General features: G+C 36.0%; 12 protein-coding genes and 1 pseudogene. 12 read left to right on the top strand and 1 reads right to left on the bottom strand.

From position 1 onward, the window contains the following. Positions 1 to 18: 18 nt before the first annotated feature. From HT720_RS04895 to HT720_RS04845, 12 genes are all read left to right on the top strand, one after another. Positions 19 to 213 (top strand): DUF951 family protein, encoded by a 195-nt coding sequence (locus HT720_RS04895; protein WP_000285191.1) that lies wholly within the window; start codon positions 19 to 21, stop codon positions 211 to 213. A gap of 84 nt (positions 214 to 297) precedes the next feature. Beyond that, positions 298 to 1,413, top strand: coding sequence for a redox-regulated ATPase YchF (gene ychF / locus HT720_RS04890; protein ID WP_001218712.1), 1,116 nt, complete (start codon positions 298 to 300; stop codon positions 1,411 to 1,413). 72 nt (positions 1,414 to 1,485) lie between these two features. After that, positions 1,486 to 2,055, top strand: coding sequence for an aminoacyl-tRNA hydrolase (gene pth / locus HT720_RS04885; protein WP_000163938.1), 570 nt, complete (start codon positions 1,486 to 1,488; stop codon positions 2,053 to 2,055). Next, entirely contained in the window at positions 2,056 to 5,565 is a 3,510-nt protein-coding gene (gene mfd, locus HT720_RS04880) for a transcription-repair coupling factor (protein ID WP_173274885.1), read from the top strand. It begins immediately after the preceding gene. A gap of 57 nt (positions 5,566 to 5,622) precedes the next feature. After that, positions 5,623 to 5,889, top strand: coding sequence for an RNA-binding S4 domain-containing protein (locus tag HT720_RS04875; protein ID WP_001234978.1), 267 nt, complete (start codon positions 5,623 to 5,625; stop codon positions 5,887 to 5,889). Continuing rightward, positions 5,882 to 6,250, top strand: coding sequence for a septum formation initiator family protein (locus tag HT720_RS04870; protein WP_000041903.1), 369 nt, complete (start codon positions 5,882 to 5,884; stop codon positions 6,248 to 6,250). Before HT720_RS04875 ends, HT720_RS04870 begins: the two co-directional genes overlap by 8 nt. A gap of 4 nt (positions 6,251 to 6,254) precedes the next feature. Then, positions 6,255 to 6,377 (top strand): SP_0009 family protein, encoded by a 123-nt coding sequence (locus HT720_RS10350; RefSeq protein WP_275690483.1) that lies wholly within the window; start codon positions 6,255 to 6,257, stop codon positions 6,375 to 6,377. Then, positions 6,370 to 7,638: a serine hydrolase gene (locus HT720_RS04865; protein WP_173274884.1), complete on the top strand. Its 1,269-nt coding sequence runs from the start codon at positions 6,370 to 6,372 to the stop codon at positions 7,636 to 7,638. The genes HT720_RS10350 and HT720_RS04865 overlap by 8 nt, the downstream gene beginning before the upstream one ends. Further along, on the top strand, positions 7,635 to 8,912 hold the full coding sequence (tilS, locus tag HT720_RS04860; protein WP_173274883.1) for a tRNA lysidine(34) synthetase TilS: 1,278 nt from the start codon (positions 7,635 to 7,637) through the stop codon (positions 8,910 to 8,912). The genes HT720_RS04865 and tilS overlap by 4 nt, the downstream gene beginning before the upstream one ends. A 4-nt stretch (positions 8,913 to 8,916) precedes the next feature. Next, positions 8,917 to 9,459 (top strand): hypoxanthine phosphoribosyltransferase, encoded by a 543-nt coding sequence (hpt, locus tag HT720_RS04855; RefSeq protein WP_173274882.1) that lies wholly within the window; start codon positions 8,917 to 8,919, stop codon positions 9,457 to 9,459. A gap of 15 nt (positions 9,460 to 9,474) precedes the next feature. Next, entirely contained in the window at positions 9,475 to 11,433 is a 1,959-nt protein-coding gene (ftsH, locus tag HT720_RS04850) for an ATP-dependent zinc metalloprotease FtsH (RefSeq protein ID WP_173274881.1), read from the top strand. 120 nt (positions 11,434 to 11,553) lie between these two features. After that, the gene (locus tag HT720_RS04845) at positions 11,554 to 12,033 is read left to right on the top strand and encodes a sigma-70 family RNA polymerase sigma factor (RefSeq protein ID WP_112445392.1); all 480 of its coding nucleotides are present in this window, start codon (positions 11,554 to 11,556) and stop codon (positions 12,031 to 12,033) included. A gap of 97 nt (positions 12,034 to 12,130) precedes the next feature. Here HT720_RS04845 and HT720_RS04840 read toward each other — a convergent pair. Next, positions 12,131 to 13,297, bottom strand: a pseudogene (locus HT720_RS04840) (IS30 family transposase). Positions 13,298 to 13,434: the final 137 nt, after the last annotated feature.

Raw genomic sequence — 13,434 nt, 5'->3', positions numbered from 1 at the left:
AAAGAAAAGGAGAGTAGTATGTATCAAGTTGGAAATTTTGTTGAGATGAAAAAACCACATGCTTGTACTATCAAGTCAACAGGAAAAAAAGCTAATCGTTGGGAAATTACACGTGTAGGAGCAGATATCAAAATAAAATGCAGTAATTGTGAGCATGTTGTCATGATGGGGCGCTATGATTTTGAGCGAAAAATGAATAAAATTATTGACTGAGAACCCTTAGTTAGAGGGTTAGCAAGTTTTCCCTTTTTGTGTTATAATATTAGGGATTGAAATGAAAACGGAGAACGAGAAAATATGGCTTTAACAGCAGGTATCGTTGGTTTGCCAAACGTTGGTAAATCAACACTATTTAATGCAATTACAAAAGCAGGAGCAGAGGCAGCAAACTACCCATTTGCGACTATTGATCCAAATGTTGGAATGGTGGAAGTTCCAGATGAACGTCTACAAAAATTGACTGAAATGATTACTCCTAAAAAGACAGTGCCAACAACATTTGAATTTACAGATATTGCAGGGATTGTAAAAGGAGCTTCAAAAGGAGAAGGGCTAGGGAATAAATTCTTAGCCAATATTCGTGAAGTAGATGCGATTGTTCACGTAGTTCGTGCTTTTGATGATGAAAATGTGATGCGCGAGCAAGGACGTGAAGACGCCTTTGTAGATCCACTTGCAGATATTGATACAATTAATCTGGAATTGATTCTTGCTGACTTAGAATCAGTGAACAAACGATATGCGCGTGTAGAAAAGATGGCACGTACGCAAAAAGATAAAGAATCAGTAGCAGAATTCAATGTTCTTCAAAAGATTAAACCAGTCCTTGAAGATGGAAAATCAGCTCGAACTATTGAATTTACAGATGAGGAACAAAAGGTTGTCAAAGGTCTCTTCCTGTTAACGACTAAACCAGTGCTCTATGTTGCTAATGTAGACGAGGATGTGGTTTCAGAACCTGACTCTATCGACTATGTTAAACAAATTCGTGAATTTGCAGCGACAGAAAATGCTGAAGTAGTCGTTATTTCTGCGCGTGCTGAGGAAGAAATTTCTGAGTTAGACGATGAAGACAAGCAAGAGTTTCTTGAAGCACTTGGTTTGACAGAATCAGGCGTTGATAAGTTGACTCGTGCAGCTTACCATTTGCTTGGACTGGGAACTTACTTCACAGCTGGTGAAAAAGAGGTTCGCGCTTGGACCTTCAAACGTGGTATGAAGGCTCCTCAAGCAGCTGGTATTATCCACTCAGACTTTGAAAAAGGTTTTATTCGTGCAGTAACCATGTCATACGATGATTTGGTGAAATATGGATCTGAAAAGGCCGTAAAAGAAGCTGGACGTTTGCGTGAAGAAGGAAAAGAATATATCGTCCAAGACGGCGATATCATGGAATTCCGCTTTAATGTCTAAAAAATTTAATGAATAGTATCAATTAGGTTGGAAAAAAATTCCAACCCTTTTGGCTTTTGAAAGGAAAAATAAATGACCAAATTACTTGTAGGCTTGGGAAATCCAGGAGATAAATATTTTGAAACAAAACACAATGTTGGATTTATGTTGATTGACCAACTAGCGAAGAAACAGAATGTCACTTTTACACATGATAAGATATTTCAAGCTGACCTAGCATCCTTTTTCCTAAATGGAGAAAAAATTTATCTTGTCAAACCAACGACATTTATGAATGAAAGTGGAAAAGCGGTTCATGCTTTATTGACTTATTATGGTTTGGATATTGAAGATTTACTCATCATTTACGATGATCTTGACATGGAAGTTGGAAAGATTCGTTTAAGAGCAAAAGGTTCAGCAGGTGGTCATAATGGTATCAAGTCTATTATTCAACATATTGGAACCCAAACCTTTAATCGTGTTAAGATTGGAATCGGAAGACCTAAAAATGGCATGTCAGTTGTTAACCATGTTTTGAGTACCTTTGACAAGGATGATTATATCGGTATTTTACAGTCTATTGACAAAGTTGACGACTCTGTAAACTACTATTTACAAGAGAAAAACTTTGAAAAAACGATGCAGAGGTATAACGGATAAATGGTGACCTTATTAGATTTATTCTCAGAAAATGATCAGATAAAAAAATGGCATCAAAATCTGACAGATAAGAAAAGACAATTAATGTTAGGTTTGTCAACTTCTACAAAAGCTTTAGCAATAGCTAGTAGTTTGAGACAGGAAGATAAGATTGTGTTATTGACGTCAACTTATGGAGAAGCAGAAGGACTTGTTAGTGATCTTCTATCTATCTTGGGTGAGGAATTTGTCTATCCATTTTTGGTAGATGACTCCCCTATGGTAGAATTTTTGATGTCTTCACAAGAAAAAATCATTTCACGGGTTGAAGCCTTGCGTTTTTTGACTGATTCATCTAAGAAAGGGATTTTAGTTTGTAATATCGCAGCAAGTCGATTGATTTTACCGTCTCCAAATGTATTCAAAGATAGTATTGTAAAAATCTCAATCGGTGAAGAATATGATCAACACGCGATTATCCATCAGTTGAAGGAAATTGGCTATCGAAAAGTTACACAAGTACAAACTCAAGGCGAATTTAGTCTTCGAGGAGATATTTTAGATATTTTTGAAATATCCCAGTTAGAACCTTGCCGAATTGAGTTTTTTGGTGATGAAATTGATGGTATCAGGTCATTTGAGGTCGAAACACAATTATCGAAAGAAAATCAGACAGAACTTACTATCTTTCCAGCTAGTGATATTCTTTTGAGAGAAAAGGATTATAAACGAGGTCAGTCAGCTTTAGAAAAACAAATTTCAAAAACGTTATCACCTATTTTAAAATCATACTTAGAAGAAATTTTTTCAAGTTTTTACCAAAAACAAGTTCATTTAGATTCTCGGAAATTTTTATCTTTGTGTTATGACAAGAGGTGGACTGTTTTTGACTATATTGAAAAAGATACCCCAATATTCTTTGATGATTATCAAAAATTAATGAATCAGTATGAAGTATTTGAAAGAGAATTAGCACAATACTTTACAGAAGAATTACAGAATAGTAAAGCATTTTCTGAGATGCAGTATTTTGCTGATACAGAGCATATCTATAAAAAACAGAGTCCGGTTACCTTTTTCTCTAATATGCAAAAGGGTTTAGGAAATCTCAAGTTTGATCAAATTTATCAATTTAATCAATATCCTATGCAGGAGTTTTTCAATCAATTTTCTTTTCTAAAAGAAGAAATTGAGCGATACAAAAAAATGGATTATACTATTATTCTGCAGTCTAGCAATTCAATGGGAAGTAAAACATTGGAGGATGTGTTAGAGGAATATCAGATTAAATTGGATTCTAGAGATAAGTCAAGAATCTGTCAAGAATCTGTAAACTTAATCGAGGGCAATCTCAGACATGGTTTTCATTTTGTAGATGAAAAAATTCTGGTGATTACTGAACATGAGATTTTTCAAAAGAAATTAAAACGTCGTTTTCGAAGACAACATGTTTCAAATGCAGAGCGCTTAAAAGATTATAATGAACTTGAAAAAGGGGACTACGTTGTTCACCACATTCATGGAATTGGTCAATACCTAGGAATTGAAACCATTGAAATCAAAGGGATTCACCGCGATTATGTTAGCGTCCAATACCAAAACGGGGATCAAATCTCTATCCCAGTGGAACAGATTCATCTACTGTCCAAATACGTTTCAAGTGACGGGAAAGCTCCTAAACTCAATAAATTAAATGACGGTCATTTCAAAAAAGCCAAGCAAAAAGTTAAGAACCAGGTAGAGGATATAGCTGACGATTTAATCAAACTTTATTCTGAGCGCAGCCAGTTGAAGGGTTTTGCTTTCTCAGCTGATGATGAGGATCAACATGCTTTTGATGATGCCTTCCCTTATGTTGAAACGGATGATCAACTTCGTAGTGTTGAGGAAATCAAGAGCGATATGCAGGCTTCTCAGCCAATGGATCGACTTTTAGTTGGGGATGTTGGTTTTGGAAAGACTGAAGTTGCTATGCGTGCAGCCTTTAAGGCAGTCAATGATCACAAACAGGTTGTCGTTCTAGTTCCGACAACGGTTTTAGCGCAACAGCACTATACAAATTTTAAGGAACGATTCCAAAATTTTGCAGTTAATATTGATGTGTTGAGTCGCTTTAGAAGTAAAAAAGAGCAGACTGAAACACTTGAAAAATTGAAAAAGGGTCAAGTTGATATTTTGATTGGAACCCATCGTGTTTTGTCAAAAGATGTTGTGTTTGCTGATTTGGGCTTGATGATTATTGATGAAGAACAGAGATTTGGTGTCAAGCATAAGGAAACCTTGAAAGAATTGAAAAAACAAGTGGATGTCCTAACCTTGACCGCTACGCCAATTCCTCGTACCCTTCATATGTCTATGCTGGGAATCAGAGATTTGTCTGTTATTGAAACTCCGCCGACTAATCGTTATCCAGTGCAAACCTATGTTTTGGAAAAGAATGAGAGTGTCATTCGTGATGCTGTTTTGCGTGAAATGGAGCGTGGAGGTCAAGTTTACTATCTTTACAACAAAGTTGACACGATTGACCAGAAGGTTTCAGAATTACAGGAGTTGATTCCAGAGGCTTCGATTGGTTATGTTCATGGGCAAATGAGTGAGATTCAGTTAGAAAATACTCTACTGGATTTCATTGAAGGTCAGTATGATATTTTAGTGACGACTACCATTATTGAGACAGGGGTGGATATTCCAAATGCCAATACTTTATTTATTGAAAATGCGGACCATATGGGCTTGTCAACCTTGTATCAGTTAAGAGGAAGAGTCGGTCGTAGTAATCGTATTGCTTATGCCTATCTCATGTATCGTCCAGAAAAATCAATCAGTGAAGTCTCTGAGAAGAGATTAGAAGCCATCAAAGGATTTACAGAATTGGGATCTGGATTTAAGATTGCTATGCGAGATCTTTCGATTCGCGGAGCAGGAAATCTCCTAGGAAAATCCCAGTCTGGTTTCATTGATTCTGTTGGTTTTGAATTGTATTCGCAGTTATTAGAGGAAGCTATTGCTAAACGAAACGGTAATGCTAATGCTAACACAAGAACCAAAGGTAATGCCGAATTGATTTTACAAATTGATGCCTATCTTCCTGATACTTATATTTCTGATCAACGACATAAGATTGAAATTTACAAGAAAATTCGTCAAATTGACAATCGTGTCAATTATGAAGAGTTACAAGAGGAGTTGATAGACCGTTTTGGAGAATACCCGGATGTAGTAGCCTATCTTTTAGAGATTGGTTTAGTCAAGTCATATTTGGACAAGATCTTTGTTCAACGTGTGGAAAGAAAAGATAATAAAATTACAGTTCAATTTGAAAAAGTCACTCAACGACTGTTTTTAGCTCAAGATTATTTTAAAGCTTTATCCGCAACGAACTTAAAAACAGGCATCGCTGAGAATAAGGGATCAATGGAGCTTGTATTTGATGTTCGAAATAAGAAGGATTATGAAATTTTAGAAGGTCTGCTGATTTTTGGAGAAAGTTTATTAGAGATAAAAGAGTCGAAGGAAGAAAATTCCATTTGATGTTTTTCTTCTATAAAATGGATAAAAATGGTACAATAATAAGTTGAGGTAATAAGTATGAGATTAGACAAATATTTAAAAGTATCAAGAATTATCAAGCGTCGTACAGTCGCAAAAGAAGTAGCAGATAAAGGTAGAATCAAGGTAAATGGAATCTTGGCCAAAAGTTCAACGGATTTGAAAGTTAATGACCAAGTTGAAATTCGTTTTGGAAACAAGTTGCTACTTGTAAAAGTACTAGAGATGAAAGATAGTACAAAAAAAGAAGATGCAGCAGGCATGTATGAAATTATCAGTGAAACACGGGTAGAAGAAAATGTCTAAAAATATTGTACAATTGAATAATTCTTTTATTCAAAATGAACACCAACGCCGTCGCTACCTGATGAAAGAACGGCAAAAACGGAATCGTTTTATGGGGTGGGTATTGATTTTGATTATGCTGTTATTTATTTTGCCAACTTTTAATTTAGCGCAGAGCTATCAGCAATTACTCCAAAGACGTCAGCAACTAGCAGACTTGCAAACTCAGTATCAGACTTTGAGTGATGAAAAGGATAAGGAGACAGCATTTGCTACCAAGTTGAAAGATGAGGATTATGCTGCCAAATATACACGAGCGAAGTACTATTATTCTAAGTCGAGGGAAATAGTTTATACGATTCCTGACTTGCTTCAAAGGTGATAAAATGGAAAAATTATTAGACGTAATTGAGCAATTTTTGAGTCTATCGGATGAAAAGCTGGAAGAGTTGGCTGATAAAAATCAATTATTGCGTTTACAAGAAGAAAAGGAAAGGAAGAATGCGTAAATTCTTAATTATTTTGTTGCTACCAAGTTTTTTGACCATTTCAAAAGTCGTTAGCACAGAAAAAGAAGTCGTCTATACTTCGAAAGAAATTTATTACCTTTCACAATCTGACTTTGGTATTTATTTTAGAGAAAAATTAAGTTCTCCCATGGTTTATGGAGAGGTTCCTGTTTATGCGAATGAAGATTTAGTAGTGGAATCTGGAAAATTGACTCCCAAAACAAGTTTCCAAATAACCGAGTGGCGTTTAAATAAACAAGGGATTCCAGTATTTAAGTTATCCAACCATCAATTTATAGCTGCGGACAAACGATTTTTATATGATCAGTCAGAGGTAACTCCTACAATAAAAAAAGTATGGTTAGAATCTGACTTTAAACTGTATAATAGCCCTTATGATTTAAAAGAAGTGAAATCATCCTCATCAGCTTATTCGCAAGTATCAATCGATAAGACCATGTTTGTAGAAGGAAAAGAATTTCTACATATTGATCAGGCTGGATGGGTAGATAAGGAATCAACTTCTGAAGAAGATAATCGGATGAGTAAAGTCCAAGAAATGTTATCGGAAAAATATCAGAAGGATTCATTCTCTATTTATGTTAAGCAACTGACTACTGGAAAAGAAGCTGGTATCAATCAAGATGAAAAGATGTATGCAGCTAGTGTTTTGAAACTCCCTTATCTCTATTATGCGCAAGAAAAAATAAATGAGGGTCTTTATCAGTTAGATACGACTGTAAAATACGTATCTGAAGTCAATGATTTTCCAGGTTCTTATAAACCAGAGGGAAGTGGTAGTCTTCCTAAAAAAGAGGATAATAAAGAATATTCTCTCAAGGATTTAATTACAAAAGTATCTAAAGAATCTGATAATGTAGCTCATAATATATTGGGTTATTACATTTCAAACCAATCTGATGCCACATTCAAATCCAAGATGTCTGCCATTATGGGAGATGATTGGGATCCAAAAGAAAAATTGATTTCTTCCAAGATGGCCGGGAAGGTCATGGAAGCTATTTATAATCAAAATGGATTTGTGCTAGAGTCTTTGACTAAAACAGATTTTGATAATCAGCGAATTGCCAAAGGTGTTTCTGTGAAGGTAGCTCATAAAATTGGGGATGCGGACGAATTTAAGCATGATACGGGTGTTGTCTACGCAGATTCTCCATTTATTCTTTCTATTTTCACTAAGAATTCTGATTATGATACAATTTCTCAGATATCCAAGGATGTTTATGAGGTTCTAAAATGAGGGAACAAGATTTTTTAAATCATTTTCTCAAGAGAGGATATTTTAAAAAGCATACCAAGGTGGTGCTAGCTCTTTCTGGTGGATTAGATTCTATGTTTCTATTTAAGGTATTATCTACTTATCAAAAAGAGTTAGAAATTGAATTGATTCTAGCTCATGTGAATCATAAGCAGAGAGTAGAATCAGATTGGGAAGAAAAGGAATTAAGGAAGTTGGCTGCTGAAGCAGAGCTTCCTATTTATATCAGCAATTTTTTAGGAGAATTTTCAGAAGCGCGTGCTCGACATTTTCGTTATGATTTTTTTCAAGAGGTCATGAAAAAGACAGGTGCGACAGCTTTAGTCACTGCCCACCATGCTGATGATCAGGTGGAAACGATTTTGATGCGTTTGATTCGAGGAACTCGCTTGCGCTATCTATCAGGAATTAAGGAGAAGCAAGTAGTCGGAGAGATAGAAATCATTCGGCCCTTCTTGCATTTTCAGAAAAAAGACTTTCCACCAATTTTTCACTTTGAAGATACATCAAATCAGGAAAATCATTATTTTCGCAATCGTATTCGAAATTCTTATTTACCAGAATTAGAAAAAGAAAATCTTCGATTTAGAGATGCAATCTTAAGTATCGGCAATGAAATTTTAGATTATGATTTGGCAATAGCTGAATTATCAAAGAATATTGATGTAGAAAATTTAGAGCAGCTATTGTCTTACTCTGAGTCTACACAAAGAGTTTTACTTCAAACTTATCTGAATCGTTTTCCAGATTTGAATCTTACAAAAGCGCAGTTTGCTGAAGTTCGGCAAATTTTAAAATCTAAAAGCCAGTATTGTCATCCGCTTAAAAATGGCTATGAATTGATAAAAGAGTATCAACAGTTTCAGATTTGTAAAATCAGTCCGCAGGCTGATGAAAAGGAAGATGAATTTGTGTTACACTATCAAAATCAGGTATCTTATCAAGGATATTTATTTTCCTTTGGACTTCCATTAGAAGGTGAATCAATTCAGCGAATACCTGTTTCACGAGAAACATCCATACACATTCGTCATCGAAAACCAGGAGATTTTTTGATTCAAAATGGACATAGAAAAAAACTCAGACGTCTATTTATCGATTTGAAAATCCCTATGGAAAAGCGAAAATCTGCTCTGATTATTGAGCAATTTGGTGAAATTGTCTCAATTTTGGGAATTGCGACCAGTAATTTGAGTAAAAACACGAAAAATGATATAATGAACACTATACTTTATATAGAAAAAATAGATAGGTAAAAAAATGTTAGAAAACGATATTAAAAAAATCCTCGTTTCACACGATGAAATTACAGAAGCTGCTAAAAAATTAGGTGCTCAATTAACCAAAGACTATGCAGGAAAAAATCCAATTTTAGTTGGGATTTTAAAAGGATCTATTCCTTTTATGGCTGAATTGGTTAAACATATTGATACACATATTGAAATGGACTTCATGATGGTTTCTAGCTACCATGGTGGAACAGCAAGTAGTGGTGTTATCAATATTAAACAAGATGTGACTCAAGATATCAAAGGAAGACATGTTCTATTTGTAGAAGATATCATTGATACAGGTCAAACTTTGAAGAATTTGCGAGATATGTTTATTGCAAGAGAAGCAGCTTCTGTTAAGATTTCAACCTTATTGGATAAACCAGAGGGACGTGTTGTAGAAATTGAGGCAGACTATACCTGCTTTACTATCCCAAATGAGTTTGTAGTAGGTTATGGTTTAGACTACAAAGAAAATTATCGTAATCTTCCTTATGTTGGAGTATTGAAAGAAGAAGTGTATTCAAATTAGAAAGAATAATTTTTAATGAAAAAACAAAATAATGGTTTAATTAAAAATCCATTTCTATGGTTATTACTTATTTTTTTCCTAGTTACAGCTTACCAGTATTTTAGTACAGGTAGTGTTGCAGGGAAAAGTGAGCAAATTAATTATACAGAATTGGTAAAAGAAATTACCGATGACAATGTAAAAGAATTAACTTATCAACCAAATGGTAGTGTTATCGAAGTTTCTGGTGTCTATAAAAATCCTAAAACAAATAAAGAAGAAACAGGCATTCAGTTCTTTTCTCCATCTGTTACAACAGTAGAGAAATTTTCAAGTATTATTCTTCCCTCTGATACCACAGTATCAGAATTGCAAAAGCTTGCTTCTGATCATAAAGCGGAAGTAACTGTTAAGCATGAAAGTTCAAGTGGTATGTGGATTAATCTACTCGTATCCATTGTGCCATTTGGGATTCTTTTCTTCTTCCTATTCTCTATGATGGGAAATATGGGGGGAGGCAATGGTCGTAACCCAATGAGTTTTGGACGTAGTAAGGCTAAAGCTGCAAATAAAGAAGATATTAAAGTAAGATTTTCAGATGTTGCTGGAGCTGAGGAAGAAAAACAAGAACTAGTTGAAGTTGTTGAATTCTTAAAAGATCCAAAACGATTTACAAAACTTGGAGCCCGTATTCCAGCAGGTGTTCTTTTGGAGGGACCTCCGGGAACAGGTAAGACATTGCTTGCTAAAGCAGTCGCCGGAGAAGCAGGTGTTCCATTCTTTAGTATCTCGGGTTCTGACTTTGTAGAAATGTTTGTCGGAGTTGGAGCTAGTCGTGTTCGTTCTCTTTTTGAAGATGCCAAAAAAGCAGCGCCAGCTATTATCTTTATCGATGAAATTGATGCTGTCGGACGCCAACGTGGTGTCGGCCTTGGTGGAGGAAATGATGAACGTGAGCAAACCTTGAACCAACTCTTGATTGAGATGGATGGTTTTGAGGGAAATGAAGGGATTATCGTTATCGCTGCGACAAACCGTTCAGATGTACTAGACCCTGCCCTTTTACGTCCAGGACGTTTTGATAGAAAAGTATTGGTTGGTCGCCCTGATGTTAAAGGTCGTGAAGCAATCTTGAAAGTTCATGCTAAGAACAAGCCTTTAGCAGAAGATGTTGATTTGAAATTAGTTGCTCAACAAACTCCAGGCTTTGTTGGTGCTGATTTAGAGAATGTCTTGAATGAAGCAGCCTTGGTTGCCGCTCGTCGCAATAAATCGATAATTGATGCTTCAGATATTGATGAAGCAGAAGATAGAGTGATTGCTGGACCTTCTAAGAAAGATAAGACAGTTTCACAAAAAGAACGTGAATTGGTTGCCTACCATGAGGCAGGACATACCATTGTTGGTCTAGTCTTGTCGAATGCCCGTGTTGTTCATAAGGTTACAATTGTACCAAGAGGTCGTGCAGGTGGTTACATGATTGCACTTCCTAAGGAAGATCAAATGCTTCTATCTAAAGAAGATATGAAAGAGCAATTGGCTGGCTTAATGGGTGGACGTGTAGCTGAAGAAATTATCTTTAATGTCCAAACTACAGGAGCTTCAAACGACTTTGAACAAGCGACACAAATGGCGCGTGCAATGGTTACAGAGTACGGTATGAGTGAAAAACTTGGCCCAGTACAATATGAAGGAAATCATGCTATGTTTGGGGCACAGAGTCCTCAAAAATTAATTTCAGAACAAACAGCTTATGAAATTGACGAAGAAGTTCGTTCATTATTGAATGAAGCACGAAATAAAGCTGCTGAAATTATTCAGTCAAATCGTGAAACTCACAAGTTGATTGCAGAAGCATTATTGAAATACGAAACATTGGATAGTACACAAATTAAAGCTCTTTATGAAACAGGAAAGATGCCTGAAACCATAGAAGAGGAATCTCATGCATTATCTTATGATGAAGTAAAGTCAAAAATGAATGACGAAAAATAACCCAAAGAGAGGCTGAGCCTCTCTTTTTTGTGCAGTTTAGACGGTGTAGGGAACAGAATGGGGAGAAATAACCAAATTAGTTTTTTGATTTGTTAAACTGTATTTAGAAAGGGGAAAAGAATGATTAAAGAATTGTATGAAGAAGTCCAAGGAATTGTATACAAGTGTAGAAATGAATATTACCTTCATTTATGGGAGTTATCGGACTGGGATCAAGAGGGAATGATATGTCTACATGAATTGATTAGTAGAGAAGAAGAGCTGGCAGAAGATATTCCTCGTTTACGTAAATATTTCAAAACAAAATTCCGGAATCGAATTTTAGATTATCTCCGTAAGCAAGAAAGTCACAAACGGAGATATGATAAAGAGCTTTATGAAGAAGTGGGTGAGATAAGTCATCGTATAAGTGAGGGCGGTCTCTGGCTAGATGATTATTATCTCTTTCATGAAACACTAAGAGATTATAGAAACAAACAAACTAAAGATCAACAAGAAGAACTAGAACGCATCTTAAGAAATGAACGATTCCGAGGTCGTCAAAGAGTATTAAGAGACTTACGTATTGTGTTTAAAGAGTTTGACATCCGTACCCATTAGGAATTCATGAAAAAACGGTAAATTCCCAAACTAAGTTCCACTGCTAATCCAAGTGGAAGTTAGTGTGAGACGTTTGAATGGGGTTAAAGATTAGTTTTTAGATCTTATGTTGGAGTAATTTAGAAGACTGACAGACGTCTTCTGCAGGTATTTTAGAAATGCCGAGAAGCTTAGGAATTTCTTCTCCATAAGTAAAGGCAAAGAGTTCATAAGCTGACTTTCCATTCAAAGCAGCACGTTTGACGCTGTTGACATGAGAGCAGACGAGATTGATGTCCTCTTGAGTTAAATTGTCAAAAGAAGTTCCTTTAGGTAGAATGTCGCGAATCAGCGTGTGATTTTTCTCAATTCTGCCTTTCTGGTCAGAGCGATTAGGGTCACAAAAGAAGAGTTTACTCTCTCCTTGCACATCCATTTCGATATCATCGACCCTGGCAAACTCTCCACCATTATCGGTAAGAATGACAGGAAAGAGTTGGAAGAAATCTTTGTCAGCTTGGTGCAGGGTGTTCTTGATGTCATAGAGGTGTTTGGTAACCTCAAGGGCAGTTTTATTATCCAGAAGTCTAGCGAAGATAAAGTTACAGAAAGATAGATTGAAGGTGAGTAGGACTTTACCTCCCATTCTACCCATAACCGTGTCCATTTCCAGCCAAGAGTCTAGTTGATTAAGAGCCAAATAATTTAGGAAATCCTCATAGGAACGCCCTTTTTTGTCTTCTTTAGGGATGGAAGGTAGATTATTTTTCCGTCTTTCTTTGAATTTAACGGCTCTGACTAGGTCAATAGGAGCGATAGATAGGTATCCTTTTCGGATGTGCCGATAGACGGTTGAGGAGCTGACATCAAGATTGTGAGTTTTCAGAATATGATAGATGTGTTGTCCCTTTTTAACCCCATCAGAAATGACTTTGTCCATGTCCCAGAAGGTCTTGGAATTGAGGGGAGTTCCTTCACGAGCTTCGACAAGAGTTTGTTCGTATTGTTTTTGAGCTTGCTTAGCGAGGTATAAAATCTTCTTATAGCCACAATTTTGTCTTCTTTTAGGGCAGCCATTACAGACAAAGGGAGCTTTACTGAGTAGAGGGCAAGGAAGATTATTGCATGTAGACTCTCGGACTTGTCTGTTTCGTTTGACTTCTTTAGAAACAGTAGTTGGGTCTTTTAGAATGGATTGTCCGATAGCTTTGAAGGTTTCACCGCGCTATAAGCCTAGTTGGATATCGTTACGGTCTGAAAGGGTAAGGTGTTTATGTTTTGTCATAGTGTACCTCATTTCTAACTCAAACGTCTCACACTTAATTCCACCATAAAAATCCGTTTTAGACTAATTTCCACTTTGGTCAGGTAAGTGGAAGTTATTTTGAGAAGTTAGCGATTTGAAAAAAGTAAAAAAAGTTT

The organism is Streptococcus sp. 68, from assembly GCF_013277415.1.
In the GTDB taxonomy this organism is placed as follows: domain Bacteria; phylum Bacillota; class Bacilli; order Lactobacillales; family Streptococcaceae; genus Streptococcus.
The sequence above is the reverse complement of the archived record's forward strand: the minus strand, read 5'-3'. Positions and strand labels throughout refer to the sequence as shown.

Bases quoted from the DNA above. Each gene is read 5' to 3' on its own strand.
- HT720_RS04895 (WP_000285191.1), top strand. From the start codon at position 19: ATGTATCAAGTTGGAAATTTTGTTGAGATGAAAAAACCACATGCTTGT.
- ychF (WP_001218712.1), top strand. From the start codon at position 298: ATGGCTTTAACAGCAGGTATCGTTGGTTTGCCAAACGTTGGTAAATCA.
- pth (WP_000163938.1), top strand. From the start codon at position 1,486: ATGACCAAATTACTTGTAGGCTTGGGAAATCCAGGAGATAAATATTTT.
- mfd (WP_173274885.1), top strand. From the start codon at position 2,056: ATGGTGACCTTATTAGATTTATTCTCAGAAAATGATCAGATAAAAAAA.
- HT720_RS04875 (WP_001234978.1), top strand. From the start codon at position 5,623: ATGAGATTAGACAAATATTTAAAAGTATCAAGAATTATCAAGCGTCGT.
- HT720_RS04870 (WP_000041903.1), top strand. From the start codon at position 5,882: ATGTCTAAAAATATTGTACAATTGAATAATTCTTTTATTCAAAATGAA.
- HT720_RS10350 (WP_275690483.1), top strand. From the start codon at position 6,255: ATGGAAAAATTATTAGACGTAATTGAGCAATTTTTGAGTCTATCGGAT.
- HT720_RS04865 (WP_173274884.1), top strand. From the start codon at position 6,370: ATGCGTAAATTCTTAATTATTTTGTTGCTACCAAGTTTTTTGACCATT.
- tilS (WP_173274883.1), top strand. From the start codon at position 7,635: ATGAGGGAACAAGATTTTTTAAATCATTTTCTCAAGAGAGGATATTTT.
- hpt (WP_173274882.1), top strand. From the start codon at position 8,917: ATGTTAGAAAACGATATTAAAAAAATCCTCGTTTCACACGATGAAATT.
- ftsH (WP_173274881.1), top strand. From the start codon at position 9,475: ATGAAAAAACAAAATAATGGTTTAATTAAAAATCCATTTCTATGGTTA.
- HT720_RS04845 (WP_112445392.1), top strand. From the start codon at position 11,554: ATGATTAAAGAATTGTATGAAGAAGTCCAAGGAATTGTATACAAGTGT.